Source organism: Amycolatopsis rifamycinica, assembly GCF_000695625.1.
Lineage (GTDB): Bacteria > Actinomycetota > Actinomycetes > Mycobacteriales > Pseudonocardiaceae > Amycolatopsis > Amycolatopsis rifamycinica.
This window is the reverse complement of the sequence record NZ_JMQI01000081.1, coordinates 22,472-46,117: the sequence shown is the minus strand read 5'-3', so window position 1 is coordinate 46,117 and position 23,646 is coordinate 22,472. Positions and strand designations below refer to the sequence as shown.

Genomic DNA, 23,646 nt, shown 5'->3' with positions numbered 1-23,646 from the left:
GCCCACAAGAAGAGGACGTTCCCTGGCCGCTACCGCTGACACGGTGGTCCTCGTCGCCGGAAGCCCCCGGCGGCGGAACACTCACGAAGGACCGGAAACACCATGTCGCTCAACGCTGTCGCCCACCTGAACTTCACCGGCCAGGCCCGGGCCGCGCTGGAGTTCTACCAGTCGGTCTTCGGCGGACAGACCACCGTCGTCACCTACGGCGACTTCGGCATGCCCGCGGAGCTGCCCGACGCCACCAAAGTCGTCTTCGGCCGGCTTACCGCTGACAACGGCTTCCAGGTCATGGCCTACGACGTCCCCGGCACCGACGGGCCCGCCGTCCCGGCCACCCCGACCACCCGCCGTGAAAACGGCACCACCCTCACGAGGGAGCGCTTCTTCCTGTCCGTCCGCGGCGAAACCGTGGACGAGGTCTCGCCCGTGTGGAAGGGCCTCGCCGAGGGCGCCACCGTCGTCGAAGAGTTCGGCCCCTCCCAGTGGGCGCCCGCCTTCGGCATGCTGACCGACCGGTTCGGCGTCACCTGGATCGTCGACGTCGCGGCCGCGCACGCCTGACCCGCTTTCCCGTTCGCCGCGGTGGGATGCGCCGGACCGGCCGTCCCACCGCGGCCCCCTGAAGGAGATCTTCGTTGCAGACCCGTCCACTCGGCCGCACCGGCATCCAGGTGAGCACCTACACCCTGGGCACGATGCTGTTCGGCCCGTACGGCAACCCCGACCCCGACGAGTGCGTCCGTATCGTCCACCGTGCACTCGACGGCGGCATCAACACCATCGACACGGCCGACGTCTACGGTGACGGCGAAAGTGAGCGGATCGTCGGGAAGGCGCTGCGCGGCCGCCGCGACGACGTCATCCTCGCCACCAAGGGCAACGGGCCGATGGGACCGGACCCGAACCAGCGCGGCAACTCCCGCCGCTGGATCATCTCGGCGGTCGAAGGGTCCTTGCGCCGCCTCGGCGTCGACCACATCGACCTCTACCAGCTCCACCACCCCGAGCCCGGCACCGACATCGAGGAGCCGCTGAGCGCGCTGACCGACCTCCTGCACGCGGGCAAGGTACGGGCGATCGGGCACTCCAACCTGCCCGCCTCGGAGATCGTCGAAGCCCAGTGGCTGGCGCAGCGACGCGGGCTGGCACGGTTCCGCACCGAGCAGCTGCACTACTCGATCCTCAACCGCGGGGTGGAAAACGACGTCTTGCCGGTGTGCGGGCGTTACGACATGGGTGTTCTCGTCTGGAGCCCGCTGTCGATGGGGCTGCTCAGCGGGCGGTACCGCAAGAACGGCACAGCGGAGGTTTCGGCGGGCCGCATGCACTGGGTACCCCGGCACATGACCGACGAGCGCAAGCTCGACGGCGTCGAAGCCCTCCTCCCCGCCGCCGAGCAGGCCGGAATCCCGCTGCGGCACATGGCAATCGCGTTCGTCACCGCCCACCCCGCGGTCACCTCCGCGATCATCGGCCCGCGCACGGAGGAACAACTGCAGGACCTGCTCGCCGGAGCCGGCACCCAGCTCGGCGACGACCTCCTGGACCGGATCGACGAAATAGTCCCGCCCGGCACCGACCTCGGACCGATGGACGTGGCTTACCAGCCACCGCACCTCAGGCAGCCACACCTCCGCCGCCGCGGCGACGCGGTGCCCGGCTAGCGCCGACTTCGATCAGAGTCCACCGAGGATCCCGGCGGATGCCGCCAGACAGCCGGTCGCCGGACACCGCTCACCATGGGCGCCATCAGAACCGATGGCGCCCATGGCATCCGTGACGACGATTGCCGCGCCTTGCACGGCAGCGAGAGCGCGCTGGCCTGTCCGGCCAGCTCGGCCGTGTCAGCCCTGGATCTGCCCTTTCTCAGCCGGAACCGCCCTGGAGTTCCGCAGATCCCGTTTGAGGATCTTGCCGGCTGCCGACATCGGCAACCGCTCCACGATCTCCAGGCTGCGGGGGCACTTGTGGCCGGCGATCGCCTGCCGGCAGAACTCCCGCAGCTCGGCCGCGGTGAGGGTGGTGCCCGGCAGCAGGGTGACCACGGCGTGCACGCGTTCGCCCCACTCGTCGTCGGGCAGGCCGATCACCGCGACTTGGGAGACCGCGGGGTGTTTCGCGATCACGTTTTCGACCTCGGTCGAGTACACGTTCTCCCCGCCGCTGATGATCATGTCCTTGAGGCGGTCGACGACGAAGAGGTAGCCGCGTTCGTCCAGGTATCCGGCATCGCCGGTGTGCAGCCAGCCGTTCCGGATCGCCGCCGCGGTCTCCGCCGGTTTCTTCCAGTAACCCGCCATGACGTGGTCGCCGGCGACCACGATCTCACCTACCTCGCCCGATGGCAGCTCCTGGTCCGTTTCCCCGACGATCCGGATCCTGGCGTACGGCGCCGCGCGACCGGCGGACCGGCGCAGCGCCGGGTCGTCGTGGTCTTCGTCGCCCAGGATGGTCGTGGTCGGCGACAGTTCGGTCATGCCGTACGCCTGGGCGAACCGCGCGGCCGGAAACGCGGTACGGGCCCGGTCCAGCAGCGCTTCGGAGATCGGGGACGCGCCGTAGGTCAGCAGCTCCAGGCTGCTCACGTCGAAGGTGCCCGCGTCCGGGTGATCGACGAGCAGCTGGATCATCGTCGGGACCAGCATGATCTGCTTGGCCCGGTGCCGCTCGACCGCGCGCAGCACGCCGACCGGGTCGAACGCCGGGAGCGGCACCACGGTCGCGTTCGTCAGCATGGCGGCGATCCAGGAGCCGAACCCGGCGAGGTGGAACGCCGGGGCGACCAGGACGCAGGCACCGCCGTGCGGCACCCTCGTCTGGGCCATCAGCGTGCCCATGGCCGCCATGACGAGCTGCCGGTGCCCGAGCACGACGCCTTGGGGGAAACCGGTCGTGCCACCGGTGTAAAAGATCCCGGCCATCGCGTGACCGTTCCGGTGCGCGTCCTCGACCGGCGCGGCGGTGAGCAGTTCGGCCAGCGGCACGAGGCCGTCGGGGGTGGGTTCGTCGCCACAGTGGACGATCGTGCGCAGGACCGGTGCCCGCTCCCGCAGGCGGTCCACGATCGGGAGGAAGGCGTCGTCGACGAACAGGACGGTCACGTCGGCCTCGTCGAGCGCGTAAGCGTTTTCACCGGCGCTCCACCGGGTGTTGAGCGGAACGACGACCGCGTCGGCCCACGCAATGCCGAGCACGATCTGGCAGAACCGGTCGGTGTTGGGCGACAAGAGGCCGACCCGATCGTCCGCGCGCACGCCGAGACCGGCCAGCGCACCCGCGATGCGGGAGACCACGTCGTGGGTTTCCCGTGCTGTGTGGGTGCGTTCGCCGTAGACGGTGAAGGGCCGGCCGGGCGATTGCCGCAGCGCCCGGTGCAGCGGTTGGGTGAGGTACGTCAACGGCCTTTCGTGACGTCGTCGATCGCCGGCGTTCCGGATGCCCGGGCAGGCCGGCGGAAGACACGAAGTCCGATGAGGACGACCGTGCCGGCCAGGCACAGCCAGGCAACGGCGTCCCCAATCACGCGGTAAGGCGTGGTGACGCCGTGGACCGGCACGTCGACCAGCCACAGGTCCCGGTCGACCAACGTGTCTTGAGTGGACAGTGTGTGGCCGTGGCTGTCGAACGCCACAGACCAGCCGACGTAGTCCTGCCGGACCAGTGAATAGCCGTTCTCCACGGCGCGCAGCCCGGCCATCTCGGAATGCACGCGACCGATCTCCGGCCAGTCGCCGCCGGGCACCAGCATGATGTCGGCGTCGGCGTGCATCATCGCCGGGAAGTCGGCGTCGTAGCAGATCACGCCGCCGAGGCGGCCGTAGGGCGTGTCGACGACGGGGACGACGCCGTCGCCGGGCCGGTACGGCTTCGGCTGGGCTCGGTGGGGCGTGACGCCGACGCGGCCGAGCGGGCGGCCCGTGCCCTGGTCCGCATCCAGGGGTTGCTCGGCCCGGACGCGGTCCTCACCCCAGTCATTGACGGGGCCGTGGCCCCGGTGAGCGCGTCGGGCTCGTCCCGTGGGGCGAACCCCGCCAACCGGCGACGGCGGATCAGCCGTGGCCCGGCCGGCTATCAGCCCCGTCCCCCACCTTGGTGCCGCCCGAACCGACACCGGCGCGCGTCGTCCGTGGCGAGGTCCAGCCGCAGCGCGCCTGTCTTGGCTCGATCATCCCGCAACAAGGCCGGGACTTGGTCATCGGCGGCTTCGGGCCGCCGCGTATACGCGGCGGCCGGCCCGTCGGATGCCGGCATGTACGCGGAAAGGTACACCGCGTGCGCGACCAATTCGGGCGTCTGCTCGGCCACTCGCGTCAGTACAGGGCCGGCCGCGCTGTGCGCGACCACGGTAACCGGCTCGCCAACGCCGATCCGCTTGATCTGTGAAGTCAACAACTCGGCCGCATCGTCGAGACTCACTTCCGCCACGGGTGACACCTCCGTCATGACTGCCTCAGTGTCCTACGGCCGTCGCTGAACGAGTGCGGACGACGGGCGTACAGCCCGTGTCCCGCCAGGCCCACCGCGACGGCCAGGCGACCGGCGGCGACCACATGGGGATCACTTCGCTCCAGCACCAGGAGCCGTGCCAGAGACCGTGCACGAGTACCAGCGTGGGGATCCGGGCGCTCACAACAGCTTGTCCTGGGTGAACGGGACGTCGCGTAGGCGGCGGCCGGTGGCGTGGAAGATCGCGTTGCCGATCGCGGCGGGCACCCCGGTGCCCGGGGTCTCGCCGAAGCCACGGGCGCCGAGCGCGGGTTTGCTGGCCGGGTCCTCGCGGTCGACGAAGTAGGACTCCACCGTGGGTGTGTCGGCGCAGACCGGCACCAGGTAGGTGGACAGGTTCGGGTTGACCACCCGCGCGGTGTTCGGGTCCACCTGCGTGTGCTCCATCAGCGCGAAGCCGATGCCCCAGGTTACGCCGCCGATCACCTGTCCATGTGCGGTTCGGTGGTTGAGTACCCGGCCGGGGTCGTACGCGGCCACCACCCGGCTCACCCGCACCGCGCCGAGTCTCGGCCGGATGCGGACCTCCACGAACACCGCACCGAACGAATGCCCCGGCGTGTTCAACCCGCTCCCGCTCACCACGACGGATTGGCCGTGGCGGGACACGACGTCGCGATAGCTGTCCCTGCGCCCGCGGTCACCGCGCACGAACAGGTAGCCGTGCTCGGCCATGACGTCCGCCGCCGACACGCCGTGAAGCGGCGAACGCGGGTCGGCGACGGCGATCGCGACCACGGCGGTACGCGCGTTCTGCGCCGCTTGGGACACCGGGCCGATCACGCTGGGCATGGTGGACGATCCCGCGGAGATGGCCGCGGCGGGGAACGCCGTGTCGCCGAGCAGCGTCGTGACGTGGTCCAGCGGCACGCCGAGCCCGTCGGCGACGACCTGGGTGAGCACGGTGTAGGTGCCGGTGCCGATCTCCTGGCTGGCCACGCGCAGGGTCGCCCGTCCCGTCTCATCGACGGTGAGCTGGGCGAAGGACGGGATCGCGTTGTAGGTGTGGGTCTCGGTGGCCATGCCCCAGCCGACGTACTCGTCCCCGTCCCGCATGGACCCCGGCCTGGCGTCGCGCCGTGCCCAGCCGAACGCCCTGGCCCCCAACTGGTAACACTCCAGCAGGTGCTTGCTGGAGTGCGGGCTGGCCGGGCTGTGGTTGCGTACCCGCAGTTCCACCGGGTCGAGGCCGACCGCGTAGCTCAGCTCGTCCATGGCGATCTCGAGACCGAAGTGCGCGGTGGTCTCCGGTGAGCGCATGTAGCTCGACGACGGCAGGTCCAGTGGTACACCCAGCTGTCGCACGTGGACGTTCCGGCAGGCGTACAGGTCGAGCGTGGAGTTGCTGGTGTTGTAGATGCTTTCCTCGGTGCGGCTCAGCTGTGCGGTGCTGGTGTCGACGATGGCGGTCAGCCTGCCCTGCCGGGTGGCACCGAGCCGCAGGCTGCGGCGGTACTCGGCGCGGTGCCCGTTCATGGTGTACATCTGCGCGCGGGTCAGCACAAGCTTCACCGGCCTGCGGACCAGTCGCGCTACCGCCGCGGTGAGCAGTGTGTGGGGCCAGGTAGGGCCCTTGGCGCCGAACCCGCCGCCCAGGTAGGGCGAAACGATCCGGATGTCCTCCTCCCGCACGTACTTCGCGAACGCCTGCCCCACGATCCTGCGGGCCAGCACGACGCCCTGCGCGCTCTCGTACAGCGTCAGCGAGTCACCGTCCCAGACGGCGGTGGTGGTGTGCGGTTCGATCGGGTTGTGGTGCTGCGTCGGGCTGCTGTACTCCTGCTCGACCCGCACCTCGGCCGCCGCGAGCGCCCGGGCGGCGTCCCCGCGAATGGTTTCGTTGGGCCTGTCGCGGAAGTTGGGCGGCAGGTACGCCTCGTCGAGCGCGTCGGCGAGGTACGCGGTCGGCTGCTCGGCGTGGTAGCGGACCCGCACCAGGGTCGCCGCCTCCTGCGCCTGCTCCAGAGTCTGCGCCACCACGTAGGCGACCGGCTGCCCATTGTGGTGGATCCGGGTGTCCTGCAGCGGAATGAAACGCTTAGGATAGGGGAAGGCTGGCGGTACCGTCAGCGGCAGCATGTTCTGGTGGGTGTAGACCGCGACGACGCCGGGGCAGGCCAGCGCCTGGCTCGTGTCGAGTTCGGTGATCTCCCCCCGGGCCACCGTGCTCGTCACCAGAAAGCCGTGCAGCGCACCGGGAATCCGGTGGTCGGCGGCGTAGGTGGCCGCGCCGGTGACCTTCGCCCGACCGTCCACCCGCTCGACGCCCCGACCGATCAGCCCGGTCATCGAACGCCTCCCAACTCGGTGAGGACACTCACCAGCGCACGCTGGACGAGCTCGACCTTGAATCCGTTGCCGTCGCGGGCAACCGCGTCGCTGACCAGTGCCCGGCCCGCGGCGGTCATCGTTGCCGTCGTCAGTTCCCGGCCGCGTAGTGCCGCTTCGACACGGGTGTCCCGCCAGGGGCGGGTGCCGACGCCGCCGAATGCCAGCCGCACGTCCCGCACGGTGCGGCCGCCCATCCCCAGCGTGGCCGCCACCGACACCACCGCGAACTCGAACGTGGCTCGGTCCCGCAGCTTCAGGTATCGCGAGCGGGTGGCGGCCCCGGTGCGTGGCACGTCCACCCGGGTGATGAGTTCACCCTGACGCAGCACGGTTTCCCGGTCCGGGGTGACCCCGGGGAGAAGGTAGAAGTCGGCGATGGGGACGGTTCTGGCGCCGTCCGGGCCGAGCAGGTGCACGGTCGCGTCGAGCGCGGTGAGCGCTACCGCCAGGTCGGAGGGGTGCGTGGCGATGCAGTGGTCGCTGCCGCCCAGGATCGCGTGTCCCCGGTTGTGTCCGCCGATCGCCGGACACCCGCTGCCGGGAACCCGCTTGTTGCATCCCGAACCGGTGTCCCGGAAGTAGCCGCATCTGGTGCGCTGCAACAGGTTCCCGCCGATCGCGGCCATGGTGCGGACCTGCGGGGACGCCGAGGCGAGCAACGCCTGCGACAGCACCGGGAACTCCCGGCGCACCACCGGATGTTCGGCAACCTGCCGCATCCTGGCGAGCGCGCCGACGCGCAGCGTGGTGCCGTCCATGTCGATCCGGCCGAGGTCGAGGTGGTTGAGGTCCACCAGGTGGTCGTGCGCTTGCGCACCGTCCCGCATCAGGTTCAGCAGGTCGGTGCCGCCCGCCACGAACGCCGAGTTCGGCGTCCCGGAGGCGATCCGCACCGCGTCGGAAGGGGTCCTCGCAACCGTGTAACCGAAGTTCCTCACCGCCGCACCTCCTTCGCGGCGTCCGCGACCGCGGCAATGATGTTCTGGTACGCGGCGCAGCGGCAGAGGTTGCCGCTCATCCACTCCCGGATCTCCGCCGCGGAACCCGTGTGGCCCTCGTCGATACACGCCACTGCGGACATGATCTGACCGGGCGTGCAGCCACCGCACTGGAACGCGTCGTGCCGGATGAACGCCGCCTGCACCGGATGCAGGGCGTCGCCCCGCGCGAGCCCTTCCACGGTGGTGATCTCGACGTCCTGCCGCATCACGGCCAGGGTCAGGCAGGACTTGATCCGCTTGCCGTCGGCCAGGACGGTGCACGCACCGCACTCGCCCCGGTCGCAACCTTTCTTGGTGCCGGTCAGTGCGAGCCGCTCGCGCAGCGCGTCGAGCAGTGTGACCCTCGGCTCGACCAGCACCTGGTGCCGATTTCCGTTGACCGACAACGTGATCTCCATCGACGCGCCGCCGGCGACCGGGCGCGCGGGTTCGGCCGTGGCCTCGGCGGTGGACGCGAGCTGGGCGGCCGCGACGGTGCCGGCCGCGGACTTCAGGACGGTACGTCGGGTGTGCGTGGTTCGCTGGGGTGCTGGGTCGTCTGTCATCGACTTCTCCCGCCGGCCGGACGGCCGGCGTTGTCACCGGGATCCCCGTATGCGCGGGTTGTCAGGTGCTCCCACGCGGCCCACTCCTTCAGGCGCCGGTCGTAGCTCCCTCGTACGAGCTCGGGTGTGGGCACGCCGAACAGCGCCCCGAACAGCACCCGCAGTGGTGGCTGCTCGGCGTCGACGACCTCGAGCAACGCTCGCGCGGCGGCGGCCGGGTCCCCGGGCACGCTCGCGCGGCGGCGGGCTGCCAGCTCCTCGCGCATCGTGTCGTAGGCCGGCAACGGGTTGCTGTGCCGCGCCGAGGATCCGGAGAAGTCGGTGGCATACCCGCCCGGCTCCACGAGGGTGACGTGCACGCCGAACCTGGCGACCTCGGCGGCCAGTGACTCGCTGAGCGCCTCGAGCGCCCACTTCGAGGCGTGGTAGGCGCCCACACTGGGGAACGCCAGCACGCCGCCGATCGAGGAAACCTGGACGATGTGCCCGCTGCCACGTTCGCGCATCCCGGGAAGGACGGCCCGGACGACGCGATGGGCGCCGAGGACGTTCGTCTCCAGCTGGTCGCGCAGTTCGGCGTCGGTCACCTCCTCCACTGCGGCGATGTGCCCATAACCGGCGTTGTTGACCACGACGTCGAGCCGGCCGAAGTGTTCCTCCGCTTCGGCAACCCGATCGCGGACCGCGTCGGCGTCGGTGACGTCGAGTGCGAGCGCGAGCAGCCCGGGGTGTTCGTCACGGAGATCCCGCAGGGACGAGACGTCGCGGGCGGTCGCGGCGACACGGTCACCGCGACCGAGCGCTGCCCTGGCGAACGCCCGGCCGAAGCCGCGCGAGGCCCCGGTGATCAGCCATGTCTTGTTGTTCATGGCCGTACCTCCAGTTAGGATATGAACAACACGTTCACTTAGGTACCGTACGCCTAAAATGAACAATCTGTCTACATGTGGGATGGTCAATGTCCGAGAACATTCCCAGCCGGCCGGGCCGAGGCCGGCGACCAGCCGCCGAGGTGCGTGCCGCCGTGCTCACGGCCGCGGGGCGCATCCTGCTGCGAGACGGCATGCGAGCGGTCACGTTCGACCGAGTGGCGACAGAAGCGGGAGCGAGCAAGACGACCCTGTACCGGTGGTGGCCGTCACCGGGCGCGCTCGCGGCGGAGGCGTACTTCGCCAGGAGCCTGCGGGTGCTGGAGCTCCCCGACACCGGAGACGTGCGCGCCGATCTGATCAGCCAGCTCGGCGCGTTCGTCCGCTGGCTGAAGGACGAAGGCGCCGAGCGGCCCATGTCCGAGCTCGTCGGTGCGGCCCAGATGGACCCCGAACTCGCTCGAGCCTGGTCGGAGACCTACGCACAGCCGCGCCGCGAGCTCGCGCGTGAGCGCCTGCGCGTCGCGCAGCGACAGGGTCAGCTGCGCGAGGACGCCGACCTCGACATCATCGTGGACCAGCTGTGGGGCGCCTGCTACCACCGGCTGCTCGTACTCAAGGTGCCCTTCGACGAATCGATCGCCACGCGCCTGGTCGACCACGCGCTCTACGGATCGGCACCGCGCGGAGCGGACCACCCAGAACCCGCCACGGCCCGGCAACGTCCCGGCTCATCCCCAGCCCGGCCTGCCGAAACGGCAAGCTGATGCCCGCTCCCGGAAACGCGGGGCGACTTCTCCGCGGCCGAGACGCGAAGCCCCGGGTCGGCGGCCAAGGACCCGATGCGGACATCCCTGGTCCGGGGCGCGCGCTGCGCCAGCAGCATCCGCCGGCCGTTGTCGAGGTAGGCCAGCGGCGGCTGGCCCACCACGGTCCGGAAGCGTACGGCGAACGAGGTCAGCGACATCGCCGAGGCGCCGCTCGTCACCACGACCACGCGCGACGGCGCCTTCAGCACCGGCAGCAGCCCGTTGACGAGGGCTAGTTTGCGCTCGCCGGGCTCATCCACTGCGGTATCTGTAACCGGCGGCTGGACTCGCACTGAGACCACGGGCGACCGACCTACCGCTGCCGCCACGGCCACACCAGCACCCAACGCGCAAGCCAGCCGCGGCCGAAGACGCTCTACATCCGCGAAGACCACCTCGTCGACGAGATCCATATCCGGCTCGGCGTTCAAGACGATGAGGGCCACGCCAGGTTGAAGTCTGCCCGGGCACTGAGCAGTCGCGTCGCGATAGCACTGCGCGATTCGGGACATTACCTAGTCTGCGACAGCGACGGATGGCGACTGAAAGTGATCGACTCAAGCTGGAGTACGGTCACCCCGGTTTTAAGATCGCGTTTCGCGATCCGTGGGGCAATACTGTGTCCGAGGACGATCTTGCACGCTAGCCACAACTCTTAAGCTCGGTTGAACGAGTGTTGTACGTAGAGGCCAAGCCCCCACTGCGCCTCCCAAGGAGGGGTCAGAACTTGGCGCGCAGGCAAGACCATCGAGGACTGGTCTACACACCAACCCAGGTGTCGTGCTTGAAATGAAATTCCTTACACCGACCCTGTCATCGTCTCGAGCGTTTCCGCAACATTCTGAAGCGGATCAACAATGCGATTAGGGCGGATGCAAAAACCCGACTTGGGCCGGATGATGACAGAGACTCCACCTAACGCTGCAACCATACTGAACTCACCACCGTGAAGCGTAGACGACAGATTGACCCCGACCGCCTCATTAATTAATCGTTCCGACGCATCTCATCTAGATACAGACTCGCATATTGGACTTAAGATAATCCTAGACGTCTCCGCCAAGCGCCCGTGATTCGAGGACGCAAAAGGATGACACCTTGCTGAGTACCGACGGCAAAATTGAACGTCTCGCCACAATTTACTGCCGTAAAAGATACAACGAGCGCCGGCAACGAAGTTGCCCAGACCTTTTCATTACTAGCCAGATGACAAAGAGTTATTTCTTTTGTGTCACTCACAGCAACAAGCGCTTCCCCGTTAGGGGCGCTTCCAGTCCACAGAATATGGCTCGCACACACCGGGAGACGATATGTGTGATCCGGAGCGTCGGATCTCCATACCGTCACCGGGACTGATTGTACGAATTCATCCTCGAGTAAATCGTCAGAACCTGATGGATTGATAGATAGCAGAACAGAAGTGCTATCGCGCAGATTGGCCCAACGAATACAGTGACGACCTGTGAAAGTTGCCTTATCATACCGATCGGCTGATTGCTGGGCGGCTTGAACAACGTGCCGCTGATCCGTGGCGAGATCTAGCACGATCGTCGACCCTCCACGGCTACGCATCGCAACGTATCGTGTGCCGTTTTTTCCGTGTTCAGGCGCAATAATTTCGATTCCTGCAAGAAGCACCAGCGGCGTATCCCTAGCCGCTTGCCGCTTCGTGACGTCCCATAGATAACATAAAGATGGTAATTCTGACTCAACGTGAGACGCGGCCGAATCAGCCACCCGCGTATTGTCAGGCGAGCGGCGGCCCGTGACTGTTTCTTCATAACCCGTCGCTTTCCGAACAATTACCATAAGGACCGCGTCTCCCTCTAGCGAGGTGAAAGCCGTCGAGCGAACTAGATCACGTGCAGAATCAATATTCCATGGCACTTGCACCATTTTGCCTGCATCGCTAGGCGACTCCATCAACTGGACCTGGCCGCGGAGCGCGTCGAAGGCCACAACCCGAGCATTCGGATGCGCCGAATTTGATGGAATCAAACACGCACTTATTCTACCTCGACCACCATGAAGCCAATCAAGTTTTAGACCATAAGGATGACCATCCACCGGTATGCGGTTCCAATAATAAGTACCCACCGGCTGCCCATATGCAATATCTGGATCGGTTTTGCTTGTGGTGTGGTGCGAATACTCCCAGGACAATATCTGTATGGTGCCGTCGGCATCTTCGGAACAATCGTGTTCGCGCAAATGACTAACGCTCATCACATGTTCAGAAAAAGGCTGTCCATTTTTCCCATCCAACTCGTCCAAGATCCGCACATCTACTCGCCTAATACCCGGAGGACCGAATAGAATCATTTTTGGATTCGCCCTCCAATCAAGCACTACCTCGGCCTCAAAGGGATGCGACATTTGGTCGTTATTGTTCAAATTCTGTTCGACATCCTGAACCATGACAGGAGAACGCCAGGGCCAGAGTCTAGCGGTCCCATCGTTTCCTACCGCCAAAATACTTATTGAACCGGACTCTGGAAAGCGGATTAAATGAACAGCACAGACAGAACTTTCGTGGCCGCGGAGTGGCTCGCCAACGTAGTTACCTGAGACACAATCGACTACAGCGATAGCGGTATGGTCGTCCGGCACGGTCACCGCAAAGATGCGCTTATCGCTAACGAACGGAATGAAGGTTTGCGAGGATCCTTCGACGTTTTTAGTAATCAATCCGGCAGCAAGTGATCCTGCGAGCAGACCTACCATTTGCCGACCGAAAAATAATGGCTCACCCTCATCCCCCTCCACAAATCCGCCTTCCGGCTTCCATTCGAAACCATTAAAAGGAGAGGCTGAAATTTCTCCAGAGTCAACATCTAGAAGGCAGATTCTCTTAGACGGTTCATAAATTGCCGCGATCGTCCCGGCCTCAGGGTAAATAAATCTATCCATCAAGACTGGGTTCTCTATACTTCCGATGACCAAAACGATGCGCGGGGAAGAATACGCTTCTAGTAAATGAATTGAAACTTCACTCTTTTGCCCGTCGCACAACAAAAGCGCTGTACGGTTATCACCGGTACGCACCAGACAGGCCGTGGCGCCAGGTGACCAAAAGGGAACGTCACTTGGTGTTGTGACATCAGTCTCGTAGACTGTCGCCAAGGCGTTCAGGTCGATTACCGCAACCCTTCGAGGATTTTTGCAAACGATTAGCGGAGCACCGCTAGACGACGTACCGATATCGAGGATCTCGTGGTAGCCCGCCCTTGGAAGCCGTCGAACAATAACCTGATCGACTAGGTCCCAAATGCGCAATTCGCCCGCTTGGTCGAGAGTGACGGCCAATGGTCGATTGTCGGTGCCCGGAATTACAGAAAGCCCGGTGACGGGAGCCGAGTGAATCAAGAGTGTAGATTGCGAGACGTCATTTAGAGACCAGACGTGGACATGTGCCGTCTCCGGCGGATTAGCCAGAATTATGCGCCCACTTCCGGGGATTTCCACGTCTTCGATCATCCACGCCCAATGAGCCGATCTGTTTGAGTACGTACGTTCTGTATGTTGTCCCACAATTCGGTGTGGCGTTACTTTTCGCGGTTCGGCTCTCACTCGCTCCAGCGACGTTGATATACCCTCCGCCCTTCGAGCGAAGAGCGTAGCGCCGTAAGTCTCAGCTACAAATGCTAGCTGTGCCGCGCGATCAAGATTCTTTGAACTGGCGTCCTCAAGTATGTCTGCACAGCGTTCAATGATCATTGCGAGGGTTGGATCGCAGCTCGAATGTCGAACCGCTCGAAGCAATCCGACTGGGTTCGCCGCCAAAACAAAGGCTGGGTCCGCGACCAGGTCACTGATCGAATTTGCTGCCGCGGCATGGGTAGCCAAATGAGAAATTATGTATGGATGAACACGCTTCCAATCGCAATTGGAAGCCAAATGCAGAAGTTCGTCCACGAAGCTTTCTTGAATATCGACAAGATCTCGGTGCTTAAGTGCGTGATTCTTGAGATAGTCGCTTAGCTCCTGGTGGTATAGTCGAAAATACTTTACCCCATCTACTTCCACGCTTGTCAGATACGAACTGTCCTCATCGACTAGCGTATCGATATGCGTTTCAGTTAGTGGCACTCCGCCGACTCGACTGGCGACTCGCACCCAGATTCTTCGTGGCAGTCCGTTACCTTCGCCGAAAGCTAGCGTTGTAAGCAGTGTCATTGTCGAAGAGTGACGCTCGCGCGGAACTCTTTGCAAATACGCATCGAAGGCCGCGCCGACGTCCGAGGGAAGTCTTTCTGCCCACCCTGGCACGGACGTATCGATAGCATCGTCGCGAAGCAGAGCGCTCGCGGTCATCCGTGCGACGAGGAAGCATAGACCGGCTCGTTGGGCCACCTCGTGGGCAATGTCGGCTGCCGTGGCAGGTTGGAGGTGATACGGCGATCCGACGTCCATGAGGATTTGTTCAACATACCTTTTTGTACTCGTATCGGCAGAGTACCTGATATCGTCGAGGTCGACGACGGGCTGGCGGTCTCCAATGTGCGAAAGCAGCTCGCGTCGCGAACCGACGACAAGTCGCACGCAGGGCACGGCTCCAAGCGGACGTATCAGATCCCAGGAAATCCGACGGGCCTCAACTTTGTCGCCAACAGGACCGGCTTCATCAAGTGAATCTACAATGACACGTAACGGCTTCTTTCTATTGGCCAAAATCGATAGCAGGCCCTCGAGGGTTGTTGCTTTGATATCAGAAGAAGCGGCAAGACGACTGACGAGCGAGTCCAAAGTTTGATGCCGTGCATTAATGGAGATATCCGAGCATTTTTCCATCACCAGTTGACCGAGCACGGCAGACTTCCCGGAGCCCGGGTCAGCGGTCACCACTAACACGTTATGACCACCGGAACCGTTCAGGTGTGCTCGAATGACAGTTAAGGCATGGCTCCGTCCCGTAAAGTACATGCCGGGATCGTGTACGTGCTCCACGCCGCGTCCTCGAGGTCCGAAATGCGAGGAGATATCCAATTCCCTCTCGGCATCTTGGCCGTCCACATCGATTTGAGCATAAGGATCGAAAGCAGGATTGATAAAGAACGGCGGCTGCTTTGTCTGATCAGCGGAAGAGGCGGCAGCACGCTGTCGAAGACCGTCCTTTGCGAATATCCTGTTGACCCTATTCACAATTTCGGCAGGAGAAATAAACTGCTGCGAAGGACCGTCGCCTGCCTCAGCCGCCCGACTTACGGCCAGTGCGAATGCACCGTCATCGGCCAAGTCGCGGTGGCGAGCCGATCCCAGTATCCAGGTACCTGATCCAAGGTTATCGCCGCGTGTTCGAGTCGCGACGATAGCGTCTGTCACCGTACTAATTTCGGCTGCGCCGGCCGCCGCATGGCACGCGTCAATCAGAAAGAGCACATTACGAAGGGGCGACGAGCCGAAAACCTCTGCCAAGTTTTGGAGCGACAACCATGATCGCGGTCGATGATGTTCACTATCCACGCAAGCGAGCCGGTAGCGGCCGCCAAGCGGGCGGTCGCCATGCCCAGCATAGTATATAACGACGACGTCATCAGCGGCAAGCTCAGCGGTCGAACACCAAGCGGATAATGCGTCCTCAAACTCTGCAGCGATTGGATCTAATGAGACGGACTCTAAGATCCTTTCGTAGCCCATGGAGGCGAAAAGGGTGACTATTCGCTCGACATCGGTGTGCACGGCCGGAAGTTCAGCATAGTGCTGATATAGGCGCGTTCCAGCCGCGATCAAGTATCTCATTAGATACCGCCTGAGATTTGCGTACGGTTGAGGCCCGAGATAATTGCTTGACCTGTTTCCGCTGCAGTCAAATAGCGCGTTGACTCGTGCATATGGCTTCCATTATTGACAACAACATCCGTGACGAGTTCGCCGAATGAGGGGCGTAGCTTGCGCACGACAGCGACAATGTCAGACAAATCCGCGACATTGGTCCAACTGCGGAGGCACCTCGGCCAGATTGCTTGCTGATTGATTGGCGCCGGCACTAATCGGTCGAGGACCAGCGCGCGCATACCTAAGGGCGAACCGAGAGTGACTAGCATGTCAATGTCCCACCCCGCGTTGAGACGGGAATCGCAAAGTGTTTCATATGCGACTATCGTGCCGAGCGAATGTGAAACGACTACACGCGTCTCAGGTGTAATCTTCGCGGCCAGGCGTGCCCGCGCCTCACATCTCAGCTCGCTATTGGCGAAGTAGGTGGTCATCTGCTTGAGGTCGCCGATGAGTACGCGGTCAAGTATGCCGCGCATGAATTTCGCGCCAGTAAGAGCGTCCAGTGCTGACCTTACGGCGCTCAAACGTAGAGATCGAGACATTGCCCAGCCTGCGGATCCTCGAGTACCGGTTTCAGCTGGGCCCGGTACTGCTTCATCTATGCGCGCAGCCTCTGCCCACCACTCCATCAGGAGCAGGAACTCTTCTTCCGTTTCGATGTCCGCGGCGTCGTAGTTCGGCTGCATCACCGATCGTGTACCCCGTGGTCGAAACAGATCGCCGTAGAACGCGACCTCTAGCTCATTTTCGGCTGGTACTGGACCGCCGGCCAGTCGTATCCCGCCGCGCAGCTCTGGCACGACGTCCCTTGCAAGAGAGTCTTCGCTGAGGTACTGCTTGCCGACGCCGTGCACAAAGACGATCTTCGCCAACATTCCTCCCCTGCTTGTAGTCAGCAAGCGTACCCGCAACGGAACGTAGATCACAGTCCTGATCGATCATGCGACTTCGACGAACAATGCGACCGTGCTAGGCTGGATCGCGCAGCTATGAGAGTGGGCGGTGATCGCGAAATCGCCGAGCGTCTCGGCCAGCTCGCCGTCCAAAATCCGGACAAGTACCACGTGCCTGCCATGCTTAGATCGCCGTCCACCGTCGGATGACGGTCTGCCCAACGGGGCTGCTCCCACGTCCGCGCAGTGGATTCCACCATTAAGAGGCGGCCCTAGTGAGTGCGTCCAGCCGAGTGTTCCACGTTCCACTAGGTACGGTCAGCAGCGCGCTGCCGTCCGCGCCTCCCGGCTGCGTCGCTGGTCGCGTCCAAAGCAGCAGAGCACCTACGCCGCCTGCCGGTTCGCCTCGCAGCGCTAGCAGCGCCACCTTATTCCTCCGCAATCGATCTCGGTCCACATCTAGGCGTCCCTTCGTTGTCGGTCACGGCGGCTCGGAAGTTACGGACTGCTGATCTCGATTCGGCGACGACGTGAACACTCGTCCACAACAGGCCGTCTTGAGGCTGCAGCTCAGTTCTACGGCTTCTGCATGTCCGCAGTGCGGATGCTGCCGTTGAGTAGCAGGCCGACTAGCGCGTCTTGGCGGGTGCGCCACGGTCCGCCTGGCACGGCGAGCGACGTGGCCGCCGTCCGTGCAGCACCGGCGGACCGGCTTCGGAGGCAGGCTTTCCAGCGGCGTCGCCGGTCTCGACCGAGGTACCCGAGCAGGATCGAGTCGCCGGCCAGGACGCGGTAAGTGCCCAAGTTCTCGAATTCGTTGATGCGCTCAACTCGGACCGTGTCAAAGTCGATCAAGTCTTCGCCCGTCACCGGGCGCGCTTCCGGCTCGGCAGGATTCGTGACGGATTGCGTGACATTTGGCTCCGCGGGTCGCGCGGCGTTCAACGTCCCCCCGAGATGCATTGGCGACTTCTGTCTCTGAACCGACGTTAGCCAGTTCGGCGACGGCGCCCAACTCGGCGAGCGCTGCGCGGGGGCCGGTGCCGGATGTTGCGGCGCAGCGCGCGGCGGCCACGGCGCGGCTGGCTCGGTCGAGTAGGCCCAGCAGGTCGGCATGGCGGGTTCCGCGGTGAGCCGAGCGCGGCGGCCGCGTTGGCGGCACGCAGGGCCGTGGTATGCGGCTGGGCGCCCTCGTCCACACGGACTCGGCAGCGTCCTGCCACAACCCGCGCAGACCGGTTCCGCCATGCTGAACCTCATCTTTGTGACCTTTTCGCGACTACGCCCTGCAGCGCATCTTCACGTCACGTAAGTTGTCGCGGAAATCGACTGTCACAACCCCTTGTCGCAAGTCGTCAGCCTGTCACACTGGCTGCGATGGCGCAAAATGGCGATCTACCTGCTAAATACCTTGCTTGGGACGGCTGTGACGGGTCATCGCCGGACCCGTCACAGCCCTCCCAAGCCGCCGTGTGGATGCGGCTTCGAATCGCCGGCGGACGCGCGTCACAGCGAGCCGGACGGACGGAGGGCTGGATCTCAAGGGCGACGGGGCCGCTCTTGCCGGAGCGGGATCCCCTGCTCACATCGATAAATGACGTCGCAGCGGTCGCACTGTCGAGGAATCCGACGGCTTCGACGTTCGCCGGCCATCTGGAACACCGCAGCACCGGAGGCTCCGCAGAGCATCGTTATGACCTGCCCAGGCGCCGGGATCTCTACCAGTCGGGTCCGATGCCACTCACCTTCGATCACCGGGTGGATCGCGAGCGGGTCAATGTAGATCGCCGCGGTCATCACGACCCCCGGATCAGCGCGTTTGCACCCAGTGCGTCAGCAGCCGCAGGCTCATTCAAGGCGCGTCGCAGAAGGACCCTCGCCGTGTCGTGGTAGCGGCTCAGGATCTTGCGGTCGGTCAGGTAGGTGTTGCAGTGGTGGTGTCTGAGCATCACGGCGATGGGCTCAGACCGATCCTCGAAGAGCGTAAAGGCGCCGATCGATTTCAGGGCAGTCTCCGCTGGCGGCACGAACCGGACAGTCACGTGCTTGAGCTGTGCCACCGCGCGGAGGTGCTCGATTTGTTCTCTGTGCAGGTCGTCCATGCCGCATAGTGCCTGGTCAGCGATCACGAATACGTAGCGACGGCTTCCGTCGTTCAGTGCTTGCTGGCGGACTTCGCGGCTCAACAGCTCCATGTCTCTGCGGTCGTCCTGCATCACGGCTTTGTCGAGCGCTCGTTCGGCATACGCCCGTGTCCGGAGGAGCTCGGGGATGCACGAGGGTGCCCACTCCACGACACGGCTGGAGAGCTGTTCGTATGTCCACAGCAGGTGCCCCAGTTGCGGGTCCGACTGGTCGACCAGGTTCGCGTCGCCGACGTGCGGAGCTAGCGCCATCACCCGGTCGTACTCGACCGACTCGACCCGGAGATACCCGAGGACCCGGGCCACGGCGGTCTCCGGAACGACTTTGATACCCAGCTCCCACGCTGAGAGCGTTGCGGGATGAACACCGATCTTCTCGGCCAGCCTTCGCAGGCCGATTCCGCGGCGCTTGCGGGCGTCGCGCAGGCTGCTGCTGACGGCAACCGTCGCGGGCGGGCGGATGATCGGCTTGGGCATCTTCGAGTCCTTGCTGAGGCTGTGGGTGGCAGGAACGCGTACGTGAGCTGCGGATTGAGGAGGGCGGTTGGGTGGCCTGCTGTCAGGGCGGGCTCTCGGCGGGGAGCGCAGCTCTCACTTGGGCGACCAGAGCGCCGGCTGTTGCTGCGACCGTCTTCAGAGCGCCGATATGGTCCAGCAGCCGGTTCAGACCCAGCAGGGTCAGGCGGAGTTCGCGGGGTTCGGCACGGCACTGGAGGTAGCCAGCCGCGCGCAGAAACTCGATGTGCAGGTCCAGGTCGGGCGTGGGGAGTCCCAAAGCTTGCTGGACGGCGAGTTGCGAACGCCAGCTGGTGTCAGCCAGCAGGCAGGCGATGAACAGGCGGACCGGCTGGAGCAACAGCGCGTCGAGGTCCGTTCGCGATGTGGGCGAGATCGGCGTCATCGTCGCCTCACCGCGACGCGCGCGGAGGCGTTCACGAGTTCACGACACGTCGGACATGAACGGTCGGCCGGTGCCAGGCAGGAGTGAATCAGCACCTCGTGGCCGCAGAGAGAGTGGTACCGGCCTTCCTGGAGGCGGATGCCGCGCAGGAACTCGTCGTCCGTGACCGCGTGCGTCAGTCCGTCGAGCACGCACCGGTACCAGCTGATGTAGAGCGCTGAGTGCACCGACCTGCAGCTAGTGCCTGTCACGTCCCCTCCCTTCGACCTCGCGACTGATGAAATCAGTCAAACGGGAGTCAGATTCGACGACCAGAGCAGCAGTGCGGCAGTTGTGTGGCGTGTAGGTCGCACTAGCCGGTCTGAGCTGCAGTTACTGCTGCTACATTGATCTGGTCACGCAGGGTTGGAGGTTGGTCATGCCCATAGGGCGACGTCGCGATGGGCTGATCTCAGCTCGTAAGGTCGCCGGCTTCACCCAGGAGGGTCTGGCGGACGTGCTGCACGTCGACCGGTCGACCGTTGCTCGCTGGGAGGCGGGCGACTACGTGCCACTCCCCTACCTCTGGCCGAAGCTCGCGAGCGTGCTCGGTCGTTCACGAGACGAGTTGCAGGCCCTGATCGGTCCGAGCGCCGTCACGCGGGAGTTCAGCCCGGACGACTCGTTCGAGCCGGTGTTCACGTGGCTCGATCGGCACGCCGGGTGGCCGCTGGGTCATGCCCGTGAACAGGTGTACGCGAGTGCAGCCACCTCAACTCGGAGCCGGCCGAATCCACCGCGAAGCGTCATCGCGGCTTCCCTGGCTGGCTACTACGCGCTGCCAACCAGCGACCACCGGCCCTACACCGCGCGCTGCGGCCGGGTGGAGGTGACCACCAGCGTCCTCACGCGGTCGGCGTGGCTGGATCTCGCCTGCTCGCTGACGGCCACGGGCGAGCAGACCGCCTTCGAGGCTGGTGGCCCGCGGCCACCGGCGGCGGTTGACGAGCGAGCTGCGGTACGGCGTCTCGCAGACGCATCAGCGTCCGGCATCCGGATCGCCGACGTTCCCCTGTATCGGCTGCTCGAGGTCGACCCACGGCCCGGAGCGCTGCGGGCGAAGGTCGGGATTGCGTCGTTCGCCGAGTACGCACTCAGCGTCGACCTGCTGGAACGCGAGTTGATCGAGCACTTGGCGAGCGGTCGCAGCGCTCGTCGAGAGCGCATGCCACTCCGCGACCGCCAGCTGCCCGACGTGTCCGCGGTGCTGAACCTGCCCGGCCGTCTCTGCGCGGGTGGCGTGCTGGCGTTGACAGCGATCGCCCGGCCGACGGACCCGTTCCGTGGTGGCGCCGACTTCGTGCTGCTGGTGCAGAAGAGGTCAGCACAGGTCGTGAACACGGCCAATCGTCTGTCGGTGATCCCGAAGAGCTTCCATGGACCGCTCGCGGACCGGCGAGCGGACGCCCGGATCGGCGTTACCCTGCGCCGTGAGCTTGAAGAGGAGCTGTTCGGCAGGACCGACGTCGACCGGTCCGCCGGAGACCTCAGGGTCGCCGATCCCATGCACCCGACCAGGCTGTCCGCTCCGATGCGGTGGCTGAGCGAGCAGCCTGGCCGGCTGCGGATGGAGTGCACCGGGTTCGGGCTCAACCTGGTCAGCGGGAACTACGAGTTCGCCAGCCTGGTCGTGATCGAGGATGAGGAGTTCTGGCCGCGGTTCGGTGGCGACGTGGAGGCGAACTGGGAGGCAGCCGGACTACAGCAGTATTCGACGCTCGACGGCGACTTGATCACCGAGCTGATCGCTGACAAAAACTGGAGCAACGAAGGACTGTTCGCGTTTCTCCAGGGAATACGGCGACTCGCCGAGATTGGCGGTGATCGGGTGAAGATTCCCGCCGTCGAGTTAGGTTGCTGAAGGCCAGCGAACCGTCAGGACAACCGAATCCGCCAAAGCTTCCCAAGAATGGTCGATCCCGGGCCCCCACATCACGTAGTCACCCTGGCGCGTCATGATCTTGCCGCCGCCTGTGACCTCTATGCGAAACTCGCCGGAGACCAGCATCACCAGCGTGGTTCGCTGGTCGTCGGAGGTCCACTCGGGACGCTTATCCCCAGCAGGATGGTTGGCCCACTTGACTTCGACGTCCTTGGAGGCTCGGACGCCCTGCGACGGGTCGATAAAGTGACCGACCAACCAGCCGCGCGTTTCGGCCGCGTCTTCGTTGGCGTTGCCGGCGGTCCAACCGTCGCTCACTGGCCTATCTCCCATTCGATCGCAGGCAGTTTCACGCGCTCTCCGCCGATTTCCGCAAGGCGTCGAAGTCCTTGCGTCATGGCGAACAGTCCTTCGTTGCTCCACGCTACATCACCCAACAACTCGGTGACGAGTTCCGCATCCGTAGTCGAATACTGACGAAGAGTCGCGGATTCCCAGTTTGCTTCGACCACTCCGCCGTAGCGTGTCCAGAATTCTTCGTCGTCGATGACGATGAGGCTGGCGAATTCGTAGTTACCGCTGACCAGGTTGAGGCCGAACCCGGTGCACTCCATCCGTAGGCGGCCGGGCTCGGCAAGGAGCCAGCGCATCGGCTCCGTGAGCCCGGTCGGGTGCATCGGGTCCGCAGTCAGCGTGTCGGCGACGGTGTTGTCAGCGTCCGGTCGGCCGAACAGCTCTTCTTCCATCTCTCGGCGCAGGGTGGCGCCCATCTGGGTTTCTCGTCGGACGTCGGTGAGCGGCTGGTGGAAGCCCTTCGGGATGACGGCGAGTCGGCGCGTGGCGTTGAGTACGTGGCCGGAGCGTTCCTGGACCAGGAGCACGTAGTCCGCTTCGCCGCGGTAGGGATCGGCCGGCCGAGCGATGGCCGTCAAGGCGAGGGCGCCGCCTGCGCAGAGTCGGCCGCCGACGTCCAGGACCGCGCCGACGTCTGGGAGGTAGCGATCACGCAGGGGCAGCGACGTCGTGTCGCCGACTGCGAGCGCGTCTAGCAGCTCGCCTTCGAGGAGGTCCATCGTCAGGGCGTAGTGGACGAAGTGGTCCACCCCGAACGTGCCGCCGAGGTGGCGTTCACGGATGTCCGTGCTCAGTAGCCGGTAGAGCGGCGCGTTCATGAGCCGGGTGTTCATGGCTACCGTCTCGGCGAGCCGGTTGACCGCTGCCTTCGTCGCGTGCTCGTCCAGGACTTCCCGCGGGTCTGGTCGGGCGCTCGCGATCGTGAGCCCGTCGTGCGGCGGGCGTAGTTCGCACGCCAGATCGAGCCAATCAGCGCAGGTCAGGATGCTGGTGTTCACGGCCTGCTCGCCGCAGCTTCCGGCGTACAAGCCGTGGTCACCGTGGCGCTGGCCGTAGTACTCGGCGAGTGCGTCGGTCACGGCGCTGATCGACCCACGCGCGGCGAGTGGCCCGGGCGTACGCCTCCTGCGCGTCGACGCGCGCGGCCTGCTCGGCGACGGCGCGGCGCGCGGCGCCAGGGCTCCGGTAGGCGTGCTGGTCGAGCCATTCGAGAGCCGCGCCGATGTGGGGGTCCGCGGCAAGTCGTCGGTCGGCTTCCTTCGTGTCCGGCCTGGTGTGGGCGGCCGGCCCGTCGCCGATCAGCTCGGCGAAGCGGGATCGCTCGGCGTCCGACGCCCGCTCATACGCGGTGTCGAGAACCAGCTGCATCTCCGACTGCGGGCGAAGGTCCGGCTTCTGGTGCCAGGACGCGACCGTACGCGCGCCGATTCCGAGCTTCTCCGCGAATTTCTCATTGCTCAGCCGCAACGCGGATTGCAGCGCCGAAGCTGACCGTCCGGTCCAGCCGCCTACCCCGCTCATTGCCGCCCCAAAGCTCTCTTGTGCAGCGGATATGCAGTGGTTGCGCACTGCTTCTGCACTGGTTGTGCAT

Annotated in this window: 18 protein-coding genes; 4 read left to right on the top strand and 14 right to left on the bottom strand. The window is 64.8% G+C overall.

Annotated elements, in window-relative coordinates; genetic code table 11:
• Positions 1-102: 102 nt before the first annotated feature.
• Together DV20_RS40540 and DV20_RS40535 are read left to right on the top strand one after the other, a co-directional pair.
• Positions 103-564, top strand: a complete 462-nt coding sequence (locus tag DV20_RS40540) for a VOC family protein (RefSeq protein WP_043788963.1) — start codon at positions 103-105, stop codon at positions 562-564.
• A gap of 74 nt (positions 565-638) precedes the next feature.
• A complete protein-coding gene (locus tag DV20_RS40535) occupies positions 639-1,667 on the top strand; it encodes an aldo/keto reductase (protein ID WP_043788962.1) in 1,029 nt (342 codons plus the stop codon).
• Positions 1,668-1,847: 180 nt separating this feature from the next.
• On the opposite strand, the gene DV20_RS40530 is transcribed toward DV20_RS40535, so the two are convergent.
• From DV20_RS40530 to DV20_RS40500, 7 genes are all read right to left on the bottom strand, one after another.
• Positions 1,848-3,401, bottom strand: a complete 1,554-nt coding sequence (locus DV20_RS40530) for a long-chain-fatty-acid--CoA ligase (protein WP_043788961.1) — start codon at positions 3,399-3,401, stop codon at positions 1,848-1,850.
• Positions 3,398-4,114 carry a nitrilase-related carbon-nitrogen hydrolase gene (locus DV20_RS45310; protein ID WP_152603824.1) on the bottom strand — a complete coding sequence of 239 codons (717 nt, stop codon included), beginning with the start codon at positions 4,112-4,114 and terminating at the stop codon, positions 3,398-3,400. Before DV20_RS45310 ends, DV20_RS40530 begins: the two co-directional genes overlap by 4 nt.
• The gene (locus DV20_RS45305) at positions 4,075-4,428 is read right to left on the bottom strand and encodes an alpha/beta hydrolase family protein (protein WP_051736330.1); all 354 of its coding nucleotides are present in this window, start codon (positions 4,426-4,428) and stop codon (positions 4,075-4,077) included. Before DV20_RS45305 ends, DV20_RS45310 begins: the two co-directional genes overlap by 40 nt.
• Before the next feature lie 201 nt (positions 4,429-4,629).
• Positions 4,630-6,798, bottom strand: a complete 2,169-nt coding sequence (locus tag DV20_RS40515) for a xanthine dehydrogenase family protein molybdopterin-binding subunit (RefSeq protein ID WP_043788959.1) — start codon at positions 6,796-6,798, stop codon at positions 4,630-4,632.
• A complete protein-coding gene (locus tag DV20_RS40510) occupies positions 6,795-7,778 on the bottom strand; it encodes an FAD binding domain-containing protein (RefSeq protein ID WP_043788957.1) in 984 nt (327 codons plus the stop codon). The genes DV20_RS40515 and DV20_RS40510 overlap by 4 nt, the downstream gene beginning before the upstream one ends.
• Complete coding sequence (locus DV20_RS44570) at positions 7,775-8,386, bottom strand: (2Fe-2S)-binding protein (RefSeq protein WP_084093915.1); 612 nt, start codon at positions 8,384-8,386, stop codon at positions 7,775-7,777. Before DV20_RS44570 ends, DV20_RS40510 begins: the two co-directional genes overlap by 4 nt.
• Positions 8,383-9,255 carry an oxidoreductase gene (locus tag DV20_RS40500; protein WP_051736329.1) on the bottom strand — a complete coding sequence of 291 codons (873 nt, stop codon included), beginning with the start codon at positions 9,253-9,255 and terminating at the stop codon, positions 8,383-8,385. Before DV20_RS40500 ends, DV20_RS44570 begins: the two co-directional genes overlap by 4 nt.
• Positions 9,256-9,410: 155 nt before the next feature.
• On the opposite strand from DV20_RS40500, the gene DV20_RS40495 reads away from it, so the two are divergent.
• Entirely contained in the window at positions 9,411-10,022 is a 612-nt protein-coding gene (locus DV20_RS40495) for a TetR/AcrR family transcriptional regulator (protein ID WP_235191142.1), read from the top strand.
• A gap of 1,077 nt (positions 10,023-11,099) precedes the next feature.
• On the opposite strand, the gene DV20_RS44560 is transcribed toward DV20_RS40495, so the two are convergent.
• The 4 genes from DV20_RS44560 to DV20_RS40475 form a co-directional block, all read right to left on the bottom strand.
• Positions 11,100-15,803, bottom strand: a complete 4,704-nt coding sequence (locus tag DV20_RS44560) for a caspase family protein (protein ID WP_084093922.1) — start codon at positions 15,801-15,803, stop codon at positions 11,100-11,102.
• Complete coding sequence (locus tag DV20_RS43515) at positions 15,803-16,717, bottom strand: hypothetical protein (RefSeq protein WP_200876600.1); 915 nt, start codon at positions 16,715-16,717, stop codon at positions 15,803-15,805. Before DV20_RS43515 ends, DV20_RS44560 begins: the two co-directional genes overlap by 1 nt.
• Positions 16,718-18,531: 1,814 nt before the next feature.
• A complete protein-coding gene (locus DV20_RS40480) occupies positions 18,532-19,356 on the bottom strand; it encodes a Scr1 family TA system antitoxin-like transcriptional regulator (RefSeq protein ID WP_043788952.1) in 825 nt (274 codons plus the stop codon).
• 82 nt (positions 19,357-19,438) lie between these two features.
• Positions 19,439-19,780: a hypothetical protein gene (locus tag DV20_RS40475; RefSeq protein ID WP_043788951.1), complete on the bottom strand. Its 342-nt coding sequence runs from the start codon at positions 19,778-19,780 to the stop codon at positions 19,439-19,441.
• A gap of 418 nt (positions 19,781-20,198) precedes the next feature.
• On the opposite strand from DV20_RS40475, the gene DV20_RS40465 reads away from it, so the two are divergent.
• On the top strand, positions 20,199-21,680 hold the full coding sequence (locus tag DV20_RS40465) for a helix-turn-helix transcriptional regulator (RefSeq protein ID WP_084093913.1): 1,482 nt from the start codon (positions 20,199-20,201) through the stop codon (positions 21,678-21,680).
• Here the strand turns inward: DV20_RS40465 and DV20_RS40460 are convergent.
• From DV20_RS40460 to DV20_RS47230, 3 genes are read right to left on the bottom strand one after another with little or no spacing between them, the layout of a single operon-like run.
• Complete coding sequence (locus DV20_RS40460) at positions 21,669-22,019, bottom strand: hypothetical protein (RefSeq protein WP_043788948.1); 351 nt, start codon at positions 22,017-22,019, stop codon at positions 21,669-21,671. The genes DV20_RS40465 and DV20_RS40460 overlap by 12 nt on opposite strands.
• Complete coding sequence (locus DV20_RS40455) at positions 22,016-23,134, bottom strand: transcriptional regulator (RefSeq protein WP_326938532.1); 1,119 nt, start codon at positions 23,132-23,134, stop codon at positions 22,016-22,018. Before DV20_RS40455 ends, DV20_RS40460 begins: the two co-directional genes overlap by 4 nt.
• Positions 23,091-23,624, bottom strand: a complete 534-nt coding sequence (locus DV20_RS47230; protein WP_326938531.1) for a hypothetical protein — start codon at positions 23,622-23,624, stop codon at positions 23,091-23,093. Before DV20_RS47230 ends, DV20_RS40455 begins: the two co-directional genes overlap by 44 nt.
• Between the last annotated feature and the right edge of the window lie 22 nt (positions 23,625-23,646).

Excerpts from the sequence above, each read along its gene's own strand:
- DV20_RS40515 (WP_043788959.1), bottom strand. The coding sequence starts at position 6,798 with ATGACCGGGCTGATCGGTCGGGGCGTCGAGCGGGTGGACGGTCGGGCG.
- DV20_RS44560 (WP_084093922.1), bottom strand. The coding sequence starts at position 15,803 with ATGAGATACTTGATCGCGGCTGGAACGCGCCTATATCAGCACTATGCT.
- DV20_RS40480 (WP_043788952.1), bottom strand. The coding sequence starts at position 19,356 with ATGCCCAAGCCGATCATCCGCCCGCCCGCGACGGTTGCCGTCAGCAGC.
- DV20_RS40500 (WP_051736329.1), bottom strand. The coding sequence starts at position 9,255 with ATGAACAACAAGACATGGCTGATCACCGGGGCCTCGCGCGGCTTCGGC.
- DV20_RS43515 (WP_200876600.1), bottom strand. The coding sequence starts at position 16,717 with ATGTTGGCGAAGATCGTCTTTGTGCACGGCGTCGGCAAGCAGTACCTC.
- DV20_RS40475 (WP_043788951.1), bottom strand. The coding sequence starts at position 19,780 with ATGACGCCGATCTCGCCCACATCGCGAACGGACCTCGACGCGCTGTTG.
- DV20_RS44570 (WP_084093915.1), bottom strand. The coding sequence starts at position 8,386 with ATGACAGACGACCCAGCACCCCAGCGAACCACGCACACCCGACGTACC.
- DV20_RS40540 (WP_043788963.1), top strand. The coding sequence starts at position 103 with ATGTCGCTCAACGCTGTCGCCCACCTGAACTTCACCGGCCAGGCCCGG.
- DV20_RS40465 (WP_084093913.1), top strand. The coding sequence starts at position 20,199 with ATGCCCATAGGGCGACGTCGCGATGGGCTGATCTCAGCTCGTAAGGTC.